Below are 15,141 nucleotides of genomic sequence, written 5' to 3'. Positions count from 1 at the left end.
CCGCTCTTTACTTTTTACTACTTAGGGTAATTCAAATTCTCTTCTTTGAGGTGGTAGAGTACCTCTTCCAAGTATTTTTTGGCTTCGTACTTGGCCATAGGGAGATTATTGTTGTAATAATTACCACATTCTACAGCAGAAGCACCAGGGATATCACCCTCGAAATGGGCTATATACTCGAATAGGCGGGTGATTAGAGGGGCGATATCCTTAGAGGTATAGTCGCCTGCTAAAATCAGGTAATTTCCAGTCATACAGCCCATAGGCCCCCAATAGATGATTTTGTCTTTCCAATCACTATTGCGCAGCCAAGTAGCGGCTAAGTGTTCCATAGTGTGTATCTCAGCGCCTCCTAAGACAGGTTCGCGATAGGGGGCTTTCATACGAATATCAAAGGAGGTAATCACTTCATTACCTACGACGTCTCTACGAGAGAGGTAGATTCCTCTTTGCAGCTTGAGGTGATCTACACAAAAACTTGCAATTCGTTCCATTTTTTATAATTAGTTGTTAGTGTTTAGTTATTAGTGTTTAGTTATTAGTGGTTAGTGGTTAGTGGTTAGTGTTTAGTGGTTAGTCATTAGTCATTGGTCACTTGTCATTATCCTAAGATCATTCCTGCCATGGTGGCCGACATAAGGGAGGCAAGGGTACCCCCTAATACAGCCTTGAGGCCAAATTCAGAGAGTGTCTTACGCTGACCAGGGGCAAGCGAACCGATACCACCTATTTGTATCCCGATAGAGGCGAAGTTGGCAAACCCACATAGGAGGTAAGTGGACATAATTACGGACTTCTGGTACATGAGGTGTATAGGAGCATCTGGATTTTTTAGTGCGGCCAATTGGGTATAGCCTACAAATTCCGAAGCAGCGAGCTTGATTCCTAAGAGTTGCCCTACCAGCATCATATCTTCTTTGGCAATTCCTATAAGCCACATAATGGGAGAGAAGATAGAGCCTAAAATCATCTCCAGAGAAAAGCGATCATAGGGGAGTATATCACTGTTTTTGATGACAGGGTTAAGGTGTGTTATATTACCTACCCAACCTAAGAAATAATTGATCATGGCAATCAGGGCAACAAACACCAAGAGCATGGCTCCTACATTGGCAGCCAATTTTAGTCCTTCGCTAGTACCAGTGCTAATTACATCAAGAACATTGCTACCAAACTTTTCGTTGGAGGTCTCATACATCGTTGGAATGGCTTCCTCTTGTGGGTAGAGCATCTTAGAGATTACCACCGCTCCAGGGGCAGCCATAACAGAGGCTGCCAATAGGTGCTTGGCAAACTCTAACCTCACCTGCGGATCATCTCCTCCTAAGAAATTGATATATGAGGCCAATACCCCTCCGGCGACAGTTGCCATACCACCTACCATGACAAGGAGAATCTCACTTCGGGTCATTTTCTCCAAATAAGACTTGATCATCAAGGGAGCTTCCGTTTGTCCTAAGAAGATATTCCCTGTCACAGAAAGACTTTCAGCACCCGATATCTTTAGGGATTTGCTCAATACCCAAGCCAGCGCACGAGTGAATACCTGAATGATACCATAATAGAACAAGATAGAAGTAAGGGCAGAGAAGAAAATAATGGTTGGCAATATCTGAAAAGCAAAGATATACCCGATTCCATCTTTATCCATCAGATTGCCAAAGACGAAGTCACTTCCCGCTTTCGTAAAGTCTAAGATAAGCAGAAAGAAGCTCCCTGCAACCTCAAAAATGTCTCTAACCCATTCCACTCTCAGCACCCCAAAGGCTAAAAGTAGCTGTAGTCCCAATCCTATTCCTACAGTCTTCCAAGCAATAGCCTTACGGTTGTGGCTAAAGAGGAAGGCAATTAGCAGCAGTACGCCCATGCCCAGTACGCCTCTTAGGATGCTCTCCATACTCATTCCTGTACTGGGGATGATCCCTGTTGGGGACTGTGCCCTACCGAGGAAAGGGAGGGTTAGCAATATCAAGGTATATATTAATTTCATAAACAAGGTGTTATATGTTTTTTCTTCGTGTGAGTTCTCCTTGGATCTCTGCGGCCAACTCGTAGTTTTCTTCTGCTATGGCAGTTTCCATGAGTTTTTCCAATTCGGTGGTCAGGTAGCGTTTTAGGTTCTTTTTGGCTTTAGCACGCGCTTCGGCTTCCTCTTCAGGAAGGTCTTCTTCAGGGGCTTGTGCGGTACCATATCTCTCTACCAGTTCGCTGGCCATATATAAGGGAACTTTAGCAACAATAGCCATGGCCATAGCATCTCCTATACAGATGGGCTGTACCAAAGCTTCCTCTGCTCGGCAGAGCATATGAGCATAGAAAGTCCCTTCCCGAAATTCAGTAATCTGTATTTGGGTAATCTGTATTTGATAAGCCCTCATCACATCGAACAATACATTATAGATAGGTGGTTGAGTGACGAAGAATTTCCCAAAATTACTATATTGTATCGCTATGGCTTCTCTCTCTCCTATTACGATGGGGACTTGTCGTGTCCCTTGGCTTTCTTTCAGGAGGAGTACATAGCTTCTGGCCGACATCTCACCCAAGGATTTGATGTACATTTGTGTCCATTCCATAGGCTGCGTAATAGAGTGCAAAAATAGAGATTTTTATTCATTTGTACAACCTTTATACGGATGATTTTTCACTTGTTTTTTTCATCAAAAAGTTATAACTTTGCCCAAAATAAAACCCTATTTTTTTATGGATTATACAACTATCATTTTTGTTCTGTTGGCCTTATTTTTGTTCTTTTCTCTGTTCTTTACAGTAAAGCAGCAAACAGCAGTTTCTATAGAGCGTTTTGGGAAATTCCAAAGCATTCGCCATTCGGGTTTGCAACTGAAAATTCCTATAATTGATAAAATTGCAGCACGTATCAGCCTTAAGATCCAGCAGTTAGATGTTATTGTGGAGACCAAGACTTTGGACGATGTTTTTGTGAAGATTAAAGTATCGGTTCAGTTTGTCGTGATCAAGGATAAGGTGTATGATGCTATCTATAAGCTCGAATATCCTCATGACCAGATTACCAGCTATGTATTCGATGTAGTACGAGCTGAAGTACCTAAGATGAAACTAGACGATGTCTTTGTTAAGAAAGATGATATTGCCATCGCGGTAAAGCGTGAGGTACAGGAATCCATGGAGACTTATGGGTATGATATTATCAAGACTTTGGTTACCGATATAGATCCTGATGCGCAGGTAAAAGCGGCTATGAACCGTATCAATGCTGCCGAACGTGAAAAAGTAGCCGCACAGTATGAGGGAGATGCCCAGCGTATCCTAATTGTAGAGAAAGCTAAGGCTGAGGCCGAAAGCAAGCGCCTACAAGGGCAAGGTATAGCCGACCAGCGCCGTGAGATTGCACGCGGCTTGGTGGAGAGTGTGGATGTGCTCAACAAAGTAGGAATCAGCTCTCAGGAGGCTTCTGCACTGATTGTGGTCACCCAGCACTATGATACCCTACAGGCAGTAGGGCAGGATACCAAGAGCAACCTTATACTCTTGCCCAACTCCCCACAGGCAGGTGCTGAAATGCTTAACAATATGATTGCATCCTTTGCTGCCTCTAATCAAATAGGGGAGATCATGCGAAAGGAAAATAATAAGAAAAGAGAATAGAAATAAATAATTCAACAAGATAATTCTACCTCCCTTATCTAAAACTTATAAGGGAGGGAGATTTATGTTTTCAAGTATGATTTTTATTCAAAAGCATAAAAATATGTTGAGCAAAAAGTTTTTAGCTCGCATGGAGGCTCTTAGAAGAGATACACTAAAAGTAATACTAAATAATCATTAATCATTGACAAGTCCTATTGGTTTATTTGATTCAGGGGTAGGGGGTACTACCATTTGGAGGGAAGTGGTGCGCCAGCTTCCTTATGAAAGTACCTTATTCTTAGCTGATAGCCTCAATGCTCCCTATGGGGAAAAGTCTCGCGAGGAGATTATAGCTCTTTGTGAGAAAAATACGGAGTATCTATTAGACCACAATAGCAAACTCATCATTGTAGCCTGCAATACAGCTACTACCAATGCTATAACTCACCTTAGGGCTAAATATCAAGTGCCTTTTATAGGGATAGAACCCGCTATTAAGCCTGCGGGACTTTATAGCCAAACGAAAACAATAGGGGTCTTGGCCACACAGAGTACGCTAAGGAGTGCTTTCTTTGCCAATACTTGTCAGCACTTGCTTGACAAAGGAATACATGTGCTCAGGCAAGAAGGAGTAGGACTAGTACCTCTTATTGAGGAGGGAAAGATAGACACCCCTGAGATGTTTGCCCTTCTGGAGCAATATCTCCGTCCTATGGTAGCTCAGGGAATGGATTATTTGGTCTTGGGCTGTACCCATTATCCTTATCTTACCTCCCTTATCTCGGAGATTCTCCCAGAGAATATCCGAATTATAGACTCTGCTGAGGCAGTAGCCAAACAGACCGAGCGTATTCTCTCCCAAAACAACCTACTGGCTAAGGCTGAAGCTACTCCCACCCACCTTTGGCTGACTAATAAAAATGCAGAGATACTACAATCCTTTGCTCCTGAAGGAGTGGAGGTTCGTTATGAGAAGTTTTAAAGAGGATTCTTTATCATCGACAACATTTGTCAATAGACCCTTCTTTTGAAAAAGACAATAATATCAGATATGCAAAGCTCATATGACTTATATTTAGAAAAATGTAGCGATTTCTGTTATGAGAACTTTTATGGAGAATTATCCTTTATCAAAAAAGAGGCTTTGTTTGCTGCTTATTTTCTCCCGTTGCTTAACTTAAGTAGGTATCCCATTTCTCATCAGGCAATCCAAAAACAGTTAGAGAATATAAAGAGTGGTAATGATTATGATACTTATTCTCAGAAAGCAAAGGAATTATATAGGGAAACTTTTTTCAATGGCGTTTTTTCTTTTTCGCTCTTACAGACTAAAGAAGATTGGGATACTATTGGTGTGGTGCAGCATTGTTTTATCAATGAACCGGAGCAGGATGATCTGATGATGGAATATACTTGCGGTAGCTTATCTCTTTTAGGATTTCCTCAAGAGCTTTTGCTTGATAAGCTCAAAATTTTTTTTGGAGAGTTGGGGCGTTTTGAGGAAATAGATCCTACAACCATGGAGGCTATTATGAGCTATGTAGCTGCGGTGAGCTGGTATCATAAAAAAAATGTCATTGGAACAGAAAAAGCACTTGATTTCCTCAAAATAGAAGTGACATTTATGATTGATGTCATTCTTAATGAAGAAAGCTATATAAGTAACTTGCTTATACCTACCAATTATGCTGAGCGCTATATAGATATTCAAAAAGAAAATCTTCAAAAAGAGGATTTTCTGTTGCGCTCTAAGTGCCTAAGAGAAGAAATACTCTCAGAAATCTACAAAACAAACAAGCCAGCATTGGATAATTCTTATATAAGGGATACTTTAATGGCTTTTATGAGTATTTTTCCTTTTTCGCTGGAACAGGATGGGGCTCTTATAAAAATATTTACAACATACTACACAAAAACTTTTTTTGACAAAGATTTTTTGTTAGAAAGACTTCATTACTATTTTTCTCAAAAGCTAAAGGAACAATCTTTGTAGAAAAAAGCAGTGACTATATTGCATTTGATGATTATTTATTGTATATTTGCGGGCTTAAAAAGGAATAAATTATGACCTCACAAGAGATAAGAGAGTTATTTCTAAAATTTTTTGAGAGCAAGGGACATACCATCGTTCCCTCTGCTCCTATGGTGATTAAGAACGACCCCACCCTAATGTTCACCAATGCTGGAATGAACCAGTTCAAGGAATTTTTCTTAGGCAATGCCAAGCCTAAGCAAAAACGTGTGGTGGATACCCAAAAGTGCCTTCGCGTATCGGGTAAGCACAACGACTTGGAGGAAGTAGGTCGCGATACCTACCATCATACCATGTTCGAGATGCTGGGTAACTGGTCTTTTGGCGACTACTTCAAAAGGGAAGCTATCAGCTGGGCTTGGGAACTACTCACTGAAGTATATAAGATTCCGAAGGAAAACCTCTATGTAACAGTATTTGAGGGAAGTCCTGAAGAAGGAGTACCTTTTGACCAAGAGGCTTACGACATTTGGAAAGAGCGTATCGCCGAAGACCATATCCTCTTAGGAAACAAAAAGGATAATTTTTGGGAAATGGGAGACCAAGGCCCTTGTGGCCCTTGTTCAGAAATCCATGTGGATATTCGTTCGGATGAAGAAAAAGCCAAGATAGCAGGTCGTGATTTGGTTAATAATGATCACCCACAGGTGATTGAGATTTGGAACAATGTCTTTATGGAGTTCAACCGTAAGGCCGATGGTTCCTTAGAGAAGCTCCCCGCCCAGAATGTAGATACAGGGATGGGCTTCGAGCGCCTTTGTATGGTGCTACAAGGCAAGCAGTCCAACTATGATACGGACGTCTTCACTCCTCTGATTCAAAAGGTGGAAGAGATTACCAAAACCAGCTATACCAATGGTATCAAGGTAACTGCTGAACAAGAACAGATCAATGTAGCAATCCGTGTAATTTCTGACCATATCCGTGCGGTGGCCTTTGCCATAGCCGATGGGCAATTGCCTTCCAACAATGGAGCGGGCTATGTGATTCGTCGTATCTTGCGCCGTGCCATTCGTTATGGCTTTACTTTCTTAGGACAGAAAGAGCCATTCATCTATAAGTTGGTAGAGACCTTAGCCAAACAGATGGGCGGTACTTTCCCTGAATTGGAAAAGGAATTCCTACTCATTGTCAGTGTGATTAAGGAAGAAGAGGCTTCATTCTTACGAACCTTGGAACAAGGTCTGTTGATGTTGGATGTCATGATACAGAACACCACTGATAAGCAACTCTCTGGTGGTAAAGCCTTTGAACTCTATGATACCTATGGCTTTCCTAAAGACCTCACTGCCCTTATTCTTTCAGAACGTGGGATGACCTTGGACGAGGCCTCTTTTGAGGAGCACCTCCAAAAGCAAAAAGAACGCTCTCGTGCCGCTGCTCAGGTAAAAGCAGGTGACTGGGTAGTACTTCGTGATGATGAAGAAGAAGAATTTATCGGGTATGACACTTTGGAAGCAGTGGTTCGCTTAGTCAAATACCGTAAGGTAGAGAGTCAAAAGGACGGTACCCTTTACCAATTGGTATTCAACACCACTCCTTTCTATCCAGAAGGAGGAGGACAAGTAGGAGACCGAGGCACGCTACAGTCGGCCAATGGAGAAATCACTTATATTATAGATACTAAGAAGGAGAACAACCTTATTATCCATTTGGCGGAACACCTGCCTGAGAACCTTACCGATCCGTTCAAGGCGGAAGTACACCCTGTAGGTCGTACTTTAGCTCAAGCCAACCACAGTGCGACTCACCTATTGCATCAGGCCTTAAGAGAGGTGTTGGGTACCCATGTGGAGCAGAAGGGATCGCATGTATCACCAGAGGCTTTGCGTTTTGACTTTTCACACTTTGCCAAACTTACTCAGGAAGAGCTTACTGAAGTAGAGAGATTGGTGAACAAACGTATCTATGAGAAAATTCCACTTCAGGAGCATCGCAATATTCCTATCCAACAGGCTTTGGAAGCAGGAGCTATGGCACTCTTCGGAGAAAAATATGGTGATAAGGTGCGTATGATACAGTTTGGCGAAAGCCGAGAACTCTGTGGAGGTACCCATGTGAAGAATACAGGGGACATCTGGTTCTTTAAGATTGTATCCGAAGGCGCAGTAGCCGCTGGGGTGCGTCGTATAGAGGCTATAACCAATGCAGGTGCTCTTAAGCACTTCCTATTACAAGAGAAACTCTTGGAAGAGGTTAAATCCTCCCTTAAGAATCCTCAAGATCCCGTTAAGGCTATAGCCAATCTACAGGAGGAAAATGCACGCCTACACAAGGAGTTGGAACAGCTCAAGCGAGAACAGGCCAAACAGCTCAAGAGCGAACTCAAGAGCGAATTTGTAGCTGTCGGAGATGTGCAATGCCTGACCAAGCGCTTGGATTTGGATTTGGCTACTCTCAAGGATTTAGCCTTTATGCTCGGTGAAGAAGTCAAAGACGCCTTTATTTTCTTTGGAGCTGCACAAGAAGACGGCAAGGCTTTGCTCTTATGCTATATCAACAAGGAATTGTCTAAAAATAAAGGCTTGGATGCCGGTAAAATTGTACGCGAATTGGGTAAATGTATCCAAGGAGGGGGCGGTGGTCAACCTTTCTTCGCTACCGCAGGAGGTAAAAAACCGGAAGGTATCGCAGAGGCTTTAGAAAAAGTAAAAACCTTCTTATAATATGATGAAAAACGGAGCAACTCAATTGAGTTGCTCCGTTTTTTAGTTTTTATTAAGGAGAAAAGCTGAAATAATTTTTTTATATTTAGGGAAAAAATAGTATCTTTGCCACCTTAAATTAAGTATAAATAAATATGATACTTACCGTCAACGACCTTAAGCGTGGGGATAAATGTCTTATCAAAGATGTAGCGACAGAACAGCTGCCTATAAAACTATTGGAGCTGGGATGCCTTCCCGGAAATACGATAGAATTGGTCGAGATAGCTCCCTTGGGTGATCCACTCTATTTGATTATTAATGATACTCATATGGCTATTCGAAAGGAAATGGGACAGTATATCGAAGTAGAACCTATTAACTCCGACCACTATGAGTAAACATGAAATAAAAGTAGCCTTGATAGGAAACCCCAATGTGGGGAAATCCTCTATCTTCAACCTGCTAACAGGGATGAACCAGCATGTGGGGAACTACCCAGGAGTTACTGTGGATAAAAAGGTGGGCTTCTGCAAGCTCTCCCAAACAATCAATGCTCGAATATACGACCTGCCAGGCACCTATAGTACCAACCCTAATTCTATGGATGAAAAGGTGGCCGTAAGCTGCCTCTTGGACAAAGATGATATAGACTTTCCCGATGTAGTGGTGGTGGTAGCCGATGTGGAGAACCTCAAGCAAAACCTCTATCTCTATACCCAGATAAAAGATTTTGGAATTCCGATCATTTTGGCTATCAATATGGCCGATCGAATGAAGCCTCGTGGCATAACCATCGATATCCCAGCCTTAGAGGAAGCCCTCCATACACGCATCGTCCTTGTCAGTACCCGACAGAAAGTAGGAATGGAACAACTCAAGGAGTTGATTATCAATTACAAAAAACTTCCTTTAGAAAAGGTTATTGACATCAACCGCATTGATCCTCCTTATTTCAAGTCGCTCCAAGAGAAATTTCCCAACGAAGAATTAGGGAAACTTTGGATGGTCATCTCTCAGAATTTTGAAGTCATTGGTGCTTTGCGTAAGGTAGAACTTCAAAAAGAGAATATAAAGACGGATGCAGAAATCAAGAAAATGCAGCAGAGAGAAACAATTCTCCGTTATCAGGCCATCAATCATGCGCTTAAAGATACTTATAAGGTAACTGCTGTGGGGACACGTGCCCTTTTAGATAAAATCCTTCTGCACAAGGTGTGGGGGTATGTGATCTTTATGGCGATACTACTGCTCATTTTCCAAATGATCTTCTACGTGAGTGAATATCCCAAGGGCTGGATAGAGAGTGCTTTGGGCTGGGTAGGTACTTGGATAGGAAGCATACTTCCCGAGGGATCTCTCACTTCGCTCTTGGTCGATGGCGTGATACCTGGGCTTACTGCGGTAGTTTCCTTCGTGCCACAAATAGCCTTGCTCTTCTTCTTTATCTCTCTCTTGGAAGAGAGTGGTTACATGAGTAGGGTGGTCTTTCTTATGGATAGAATCATGCGCCCCTTTGGACTAAATGGAAAAGGTACCATTCCTCTGATCTCGGGGGCGGCTTGTGCCATCCCTGCTGTGATGGCTACCCGTACCATTGAGAGTTGGCGCGAGCGCTTGATTGCCATTTTGGTGACTCCCTTTATCACGTGTTCAGCACGACTCCCTATCTATCTGATTATGATAAAGCTCGTGATCCCCGAGGGGAATTACTTCTTTTTCAATAATCAGGCGGTAGCTCTTTTCTTATTGTATCTCTTTGGGGTGTTTATGGCCATCTTCTCCGCTTGGCTCTTGAGTAAGTTCTTAGTGCTGAAGAATGTTATACAAACCCATTTTATTGTAGAAATGCCGACCTACAAAGTGCCTTTGGCACGAAATGTGCTATTAACAGTCTATGACAAGTCAAAGGCCTTTGTGCTGAGTGCTGGGAAGATTATCTTCTTTATAACCGTACTCATATGGTTCCTACAAACCCATGGACTGAGTGAGAAGTACCGCAATGCAGAGGCTCATGCCGAGCAACTGGCTACTGAATATGGTTGGGATCAGGACGAGAAGGAACACTACCTCTTAAGCTACCGAACTGAAAACTCCCTATTGGGAAATATGGGTAAGTTTGTAGAGCCTGTATTCCGTCCCTTAGGCTATGATTGGAAGATTAGTATAGCCGTATTAGGATCCTTTGCAGCAAGAGAGACTTTTGTCAGCACCTTGGCCACTATCTATAGCTTAGGGGAGGTAGATGTAGAGGAAGGAGATGCCGAGCAGCGTACCGTAGTGACACGCCTACAGCAGGAAATGCGCCCCGATGGTACCTCAGTGTTCAATTTGGCCACGGGAGTTTCCATCCTCCTATTCTTTGCATCTGCCATGCAGTGTATCAGTACCTTTGCTATCGTACGCAAGGAAACCAATAGCTGGAAATGGGCGATTTTGCAGTGGATTTTCATGACAGGTTTTGCCTATCTATCCGCCTTCGCGGCCTATCAGCTTCTAAGTTAAAAAATAGGAATTAGGAATATTGAATACTTTTTAGTACTTTTGCATCAAACTTAAAATAGAATATTATGACCGGACTTATTATTGTTATAGCCATAGTAGGAGTGATCGTGCTATGGTACATCAGTGCCAATAACAAATTAGTGGCTTTGGCCAATAACCGAGAGAATGCTTTTGCCGATATAGATGTACAGCTCAAGCAGCGCCATGACCTCATCCCACAGCTGGTAGCTGCGGTAAAAGGCTATATGAATCACGAATCGGAGGTGCTTACCAAAATAACCCAAGCACGCTCCCGAGCGCTGAGTGCTACAAGTGTAAATGATAAAATAGAAGCAGAGCAGGAACTCTCTTCTGCAATGAGCGCCTTCAATGTACAAGTAGAGGCCTATCCCGAACTCAAAGCCAATGCCAACTTTATGCACCTACAAGAGGAAATCGCTGATATAGAGAACAAATTGGCTTCTGTACGTCGCTATTTTAACTCCACTACCAAGGAGCTCAATACCGCGATCCAATCCATTCCTACCAATATCGTAGCAGGATTCAAGCATATGACCCCACAACCGTTCTTTGACTTAGGGAAAGAAGAACGTAAGCAATTGGATAAGGCACCTGAGATTTCTTTTTCGTAAAAAGGAAAATATACTAAAATAAACAGCTATGGATACCACAATACTCAAAGTAAATAACAACAGCGAATGGGCTGCTGCCTTCTTAGAATATGTAAAGTCTCTTCCCTTTGTAGAGATAGAGCTGCCTAAGGCTAAGGGAAAAGCTATAGCCTCCCCTTCTGTAGAGATCTTAGAAGAAGATGAGGATGGGATACCTATAGCCCATCGTGACTTCATTATGGAATTGTCTAAAGAGGTGAAGAGAGGTTTTGCTAAGCGATATTTTAAAGTGATGGAGGAAAAATATGCTGAAAAATGATAGTTATAACTGATAGTAATATATTTTTTAGTGCCTTGATTTCTCCTAACGGAGTTGTAGCAACAGTGCTTAAAGAGAGGAAAACGATACAGTACTTAGTACCTGAATATTTATTAGATGAAATAGAAGAACATCTACCAAGACTTTCAAAGTTTTTGAATAAAACAAATAAGGAAATAAGGAAGGAATTATCAAGCTTACTGAAGGGGGTAAAGATGTTATCCATGGAAGAAATTTCAAAAGAAAATAATGAAAAGGCAAAAAAAATAGTAGAAGGTATAGATAGTGATGATGCTCCTTTTGTAGCATTTTATTTACAATATAAGCACAAAATATGGTCGGGTGATAAAGAGTTGAGGAAAGGGCTTACAGCAAAGGGATATGGACATTTTTTTGTTACAACTGAGGAGCTTAGGCAAAAACTCTACAAAAAACAATAAAAACAATGGTGACCATTGCAGAATTATATCAATCTGTCAGAGATAAGTTTGGGATAGAGCCAGCAGCGCTACAGACTTCCTATATATCATTTTTAAGAATTAGTCATTAATTAGGATGCAATACCTGGGTATACAACAGCAAATAACAAGAAACAATACCAAATCAGTATTGTTTCTTTTGGCTTTTCCGCTACTTATTTTGGTAGGGGTATATGTGGTCTTGTATATAGCATCAGGTAGAGACATAGAGCAAACAAATACTTCTTTCCTTACTATAATCCCAACCATTCTTATAGGAGTAGCTATATGGTTCTTTATCTCTTACTTTTTTCATACCCAAATGATCCAAATGGCTACCCATGCTCACCCTCTGGAACGAAGGGATAACAAACGAATCTATAACCTAACGGAAAACTTATGTATGTCGGTGGGAATGCCCATGCCCAAGCTCTATATCATAGAGAGTGAGGCGCTGAATGCTTTTGCTTCGGGTATCAATGAAAAGACCTTTGCCATTACTCTTACCCGTGGGATCATTAATGCGCTCAATGATGAAGAGTTGGAGGGGGTTATAGCACACGAGCTGACCCATATCCGTAACCGTGATGTACGTTTGCTGATTGTAACGATAGTATTTGTAGGGATTTTTGCCACCATAGCCAATGTTGCCTTTCGCTTGGTACTGCATAGCAATCTTCTTGATTCTCGTTCCTCTAAGAATATTAGTGGGAAAGGAGGAGCTGTAGTGATAGGGCTGCTATTGATGGTCATTCTTGTAATGGTAGTCTTTTTTCTGATATACCTAATTTCTATACTTTTTAAATTGGCACTTTCACGTTCACGGGAGTATATGGCCGATGCGGGAGCTGTGGAGCTTACTCATAATTCCTTGGCACTGGCCAGTGCCTTAAGGAAAATATCAGGACATTCCGCCATTGAAGAGATTGATAATGAGGAAGTAAAAGAGCTTTTTATTGATTATAAGGCAGAAGGTTTGCGTGCTCTTTTAGCCACACATCCTCCTATAGAAAAGCGTATTGCCGTATTAGAACAATATTAGCATGAATACCTTAGCCCCTGATACCACTCCTATCAGGCTCCTGATTGTGGATAGTGATACCCAATGGTTGGAATATATAGCCCCTACTTTGCAACAAGCAGGTTTTGAGGTGCTTACAGCTATAACGGGAGCGCAAGCCTTACGAGTGCTTAAGCGAGCTACTCCTGAACTGCTGCTTCTGAACATCTTTCTCTCCGATACGGATGGGGTGGAGATATGTGGTCAGTTGCGCCAAATACAGCTGACCATCCGTCCTGTAGTTGTCCTTTTGGCTGAGGAAAATCAGGACTATGCCCTCTTGGCAGGCTTCGAAGCCGGAGCGGATGATTTTGTTCGTAAGGATATGAAGGTCAAGCTCCTTATCTATAAGCTCCAAGCCCTTGTCAATCTCTGTTTTCACAAACGAAAAGAGGTAAAGCAACCCTTGGTATGCGCAGACTTCTCCTTGGACGAAGAGAGCTATACCCTTACCCGAGAGGGACAGCAATACCTACTCACCAAAAAGGAGTGTGAACTACTTGCTTTTCTACTTTCGGCTCCGAATCACCTCTTTTCCCGAGAGGAGATAGCTGTCCAAATTTGGGGAGGGGTTTCCGCTGCTAAGAGTCGTACCATAGATGTCCATATTGGGAAGCTCCGCGACAAGCTCGGTCAGGAGAGAATAAAGACCGTCAAGGGAGTAGGGTATCGGTTAGTAAAAAATGAAGCGTGAAAACTTCATTTCCACGCTTCATCTGGGGTTATTTAAGCTTATTGACTATATCAATAATATCGTTGAAAGCCTTTACGATATTTTTATTAAGGTAATTGGTAAGGATAGGCCCGTCCAAATTTCCATACTCTCCATTGAAGTTGTCCTTAATAATTCTTTCGATCTCGGTATTATGAGGAAACTCTTGGCGATATAGCTCGGCCAAACGTACCATAATCTCTACTTCGGTATAACCAATCCCATATTGGTGCAAATTCTCATAGGTATTCTTTAGGTTCTTAAGGTCGGCTGTTTCCTTATTTTCCTTGTAATACAGTTTCGCTGCCCTGGAGATTCTGATACCTTCAAGGTAAAGAGCATTTTGATCATTGTAACGATATTTCTCTAAAGGATATTTCTCTAACTGTTCTAATACTCTTTTTAATAATTCATGTGTTCTGAGTGTTTGCTCGATAAGTTGCTTGTATTCTTCTTTACTAGTGATCTCTGTTTTGTAGTGAGGGATATCGCCTTTATGAGGAAGGGTTATTTTCTTGAGATCTTCATATACTACCACCTCAAAACTACCTCTATCACGACTATCAGCAGTTAATACTTGTACCTGTGTGCTACCAACCTTAAGGGCTAAGAGGTTGATTCTGTTATTAGTAGCTTCTCCTTGTAGGGAAACAATAGTCTCATTGACAATACGTATCTTATCGGAAGCATTCCATACCCCTGTTACAGTAATTGTAGCAGTTTCTCCCTTCTTTATAACCACTTTTGCAGGAGAAAAAGAAAGTAATAGTTTAGGGGTTACAGTAATCTCGAAGCTTCCTCTTTCCTTTCCTTCCGCTGAGAGAATACTTACTTTGGTAGTACCTATATTTTTAGCCAAGAGATTGATTTTGTTGTTGGTAACCTTTCCTTGTTGAGCTACAATTTCCTCATCAGCGATTTGTACTTTATCGGTAGGGTTCAGGGTGCCGACGATGGTTATCTGAGCAGTCTTCTGTTGTTCTATAGTTAGTTTTTCAGGAGTAAAAGAAAGTTGGAATACAGGTGTCACGGTAATTTCAAAGCTTCCTCTTTCCTTTCCTTCTGCCGAGAGAATACTTACCTTGGAAGTACCTATTTTTTTAGCTAAGAGGTTGATTTTGTTATCGGTAATCTCTCCTTGTAGGGCTACAATTTTCTCATCAGCGATTTGTACTTTATCGGTAGGGTTC

The 15,141-nt window shown here is 41.8% G+C and carries 15 protein-coding genes; 11 read left to right on the top strand and 4 right to left on the bottom strand.

Features of this window, described 5'->3' with window-relative positions; genetic code table 11:
- Positions 1-17 precede the first annotated feature (17 nt).
- From HMPREF1551_RS09165 to HMPREF1551_RS09155, 3 genes are all read right to left on the bottom strand, one after another.
- On the bottom strand, positions 18-494 hold the full coding sequence (locus HMPREF1551_RS09165) for an S-ribosylhomocysteine lyase (RefSeq protein WP_021628839.1): 477 nt from the start codon (positions 492-494) through the stop codon (positions 18-20).
- Between the two features lie 107 nt (positions 495-601).
- Complete coding sequence (locus HMPREF1551_RS09160; RefSeq protein WP_021628838.1) at positions 602-1,990, bottom strand: NupC/NupG family nucleoside CNT transporter; 1,389 nt, start codon at positions 1,988-1,990, stop codon at positions 602-604.
- A gap of 10 nt (positions 1,991-2,000) precedes the next feature.
- Positions 2,001-2,597: a bifunctional nuclease domain-containing protein gene (locus HMPREF1551_RS09155; protein ID WP_231374976.1), complete on the bottom strand. Its 597-nt coding sequence runs from the start codon at positions 2,595-2,597 to the stop codon at positions 2,001-2,003.
- 106 nt (positions 2,598-2,703) lie between these two features.
- On the opposite strand from HMPREF1551_RS09155, the gene HMPREF1551_RS09150 reads away from it, so the two are divergent.
- The 11 genes from HMPREF1551_RS09150 to HMPREF1551_RS09100 all read left to right on the top strand — a co-directional run bounded on the left by HMPREF1551_RS09150 (position 2,704) and on the right by HMPREF1551_RS09100 (position 13,933).
- Positions 2,704-3,627, top strand: coding sequence for an SPFH domain-containing protein (locus tag HMPREF1551_RS09150; protein WP_021628836.1), 924 nt, complete (start codon positions 2,704-2,706; stop codon positions 3,625-3,627).
- 184 nt (positions 3,628-3,811) lie between these two features.
- Positions 3,812-4,591 (top strand): glutamate racemase, encoded by a 780-nt coding sequence (gene murI, locus HMPREF1551_RS09145; protein ID WP_021628835.1) that lies wholly within the window; start codon positions 3,812-3,814, stop codon positions 4,589-4,591.
- A gap of 45 nt (positions 4,592-4,636) precedes the next feature.
- Positions 4,637-5,602 carry a hypothetical protein gene (locus HMPREF1551_RS09140; RefSeq protein WP_155851622.1) on the top strand — a complete coding sequence of 322 codons (966 nt, stop codon included), beginning with the start codon at positions 4,637-4,639 and terminating at the stop codon, positions 5,600-5,602.
- Between the two features lie 71 nt (positions 5,603-5,673).
- Positions 5,674-8,307: an alanine--tRNA ligase gene (alaS, locus tag HMPREF1551_RS09135; protein WP_021628833.1), complete on the top strand. Its 2,634-nt coding sequence runs from the start codon at positions 5,674-5,676 to the stop codon at positions 8,305-8,307.
- A 134-nt stretch (positions 8,308-8,441) separates the two neighbouring features.
- A complete protein-coding gene (locus tag HMPREF1551_RS09130) occupies positions 8,442-8,687 on the top strand; it encodes a ferrous iron transport protein A (RefSeq protein ID WP_021628832.1) in 246 nt (81 codons plus the stop codon).
- Positions 8,680-10,791 (top strand): ferrous iron transport protein B, encoded by a 2,112-nt coding sequence (gene feoB, locus HMPREF1551_RS09125; RefSeq protein WP_021628831.1) that lies wholly within the window; start codon positions 8,680-8,682, stop codon positions 10,789-10,791. Before HMPREF1551_RS09130 ends, feoB begins: the two co-directional genes overlap by 8 nt.
- 65 nt (positions 10,792-10,856) lie before the next feature.
- Positions 10,857-11,423 (top strand): LemA family protein, encoded by a 567-nt coding sequence (locus HMPREF1551_RS09120; RefSeq protein ID WP_021628830.1) that lies wholly within the window; start codon positions 10,857-10,859, stop codon positions 11,421-11,423.
- 28 nt (positions 11,424-11,451) lie between these two features.
- Positions 11,452-11,721, top strand: a complete 270-nt coding sequence (locus tag HMPREF1551_RS09115; protein WP_021628829.1) for a hypothetical protein — start codon at positions 11,452-11,454, stop codon at positions 11,719-11,721.
- Complete coding sequence (locus HMPREF1551_RS09110; protein ID WP_021628828.1) at positions 11,718-12,161, top strand: PIN domain-containing protein; 444 nt, start codon at positions 11,718-11,720, stop codon at positions 12,159-12,161. Before HMPREF1551_RS09115 ends, HMPREF1551_RS09110 begins: the two co-directional genes overlap by 4 nt.
- Positions 12,162-12,276: 115 nt before the next feature.
- On the top strand, positions 12,277-13,221 hold the full coding sequence (locus tag HMPREF1551_RS09105) for a M48 family metallopeptidase (protein WP_021628827.1): 945 nt from the start codon (positions 12,277-12,279) through the stop codon (positions 13,219-13,221).
- A 1-nt stretch (position 13,222) separates the two neighbouring features.
- Complete coding sequence (locus tag HMPREF1551_RS09100; protein ID WP_021628826.1) at positions 13,223-13,933, top strand: response regulator transcription factor; 711 nt, start codon at positions 13,223-13,225, stop codon at positions 13,931-13,933.
- 28 nt (positions 13,934-13,961) lie between these two features.
- Here HMPREF1551_RS09100 and HMPREF1551_RS14035 read toward each other — a convergent pair.
- A partial coding sequence (locus HMPREF1551_RS14035; RefSeq protein WP_021628825.1) for a GAG-binding domain-containing protein occupies positions 13,962-15,141 on the bottom strand: 1,180 nt, incomplete at its 5' end.

It is taken from the genome of Capnocytophaga sp. oral taxon 863 str. F0517 (genome assembly GCF_000466425.1).
In the GTDB taxonomy this organism is placed as follows: Bacteria; Bacteroidota; Bacteroidia; order Flavobacteriales; family Flavobacteriaceae; genus Capnocytophaga.
Note: the sequence above shows the minus strand (reverse complement) of the source record. Positions and strands in the feature narration are given on the sequence as shown.

Coding starts and splice junctions, on each gene's coding strand:
- HMPREF1551_RS09165 (WP_021628839.1), bottom strand. CDS start 494: ATGGAACGAATTGCAAGTTTTTGTGTAGATCACCTCAAGCTGCAAAGA.
- HMPREF1551_RS09160 (WP_021628838.1), bottom strand. CDS start 1,990: ATGAAATTAATATATACCTTGATATTGCTAACCCTCCCTTTCCTCGGT.
- HMPREF1551_RS09150 (WP_021628836.1), top strand. CDS start 2,704: ATGGATTATACAACTATCATTTTTGTTCTGTTGGCCTTATTTTTGTTC.
- alaS (WP_021628833.1), top strand. CDS start 5,674: ATGACCTCACAAGAGATAAGAGAGTTATTTCTAAAATTTTTTGAGAGC.
- HMPREF1551_RS09130 (WP_021628832.1), top strand. CDS start 8,442: ATGATACTTACCGTCAACGACCTTAAGCGTGGGGATAAATGTCTTATC.
- feoB (WP_021628831.1), top strand. CDS start 8,680: ATGAGTAAACATGAAATAAAAGTAGCCTTGATAGGAAACCCCAATGTG.
- HMPREF1551_RS09120 (WP_021628830.1), top strand. CDS start 10,857: ATGACCGGACTTATTATTGTTATAGCCATAGTAGGAGTGATCGTGCTA.
- HMPREF1551_RS09115 (WP_021628829.1), top strand. CDS start 11,452: ATGGATACCACAATACTCAAAGTAAATAACAACAGCGAATGGGCTGCT.
- HMPREF1551_RS09110 (WP_021628828.1), top strand. CDS start 11,718: ATGATAGTTATAACTGATAGTAATATATTTTTTAGTGCCTTGATTTCT.
- HMPREF1551_RS09105 (WP_021628827.1), top strand. CDS start 12,277: ATGCAATACCTGGGTATACAACAGCAAATAACAAGAAACAATACCAAA.
- HMPREF1551_RS09100 (WP_021628826.1), top strand. CDS start 13,223: ATGAATACCTTAGCCCCTGATACCACTCCTATCAGGCTCCTGATTGTG.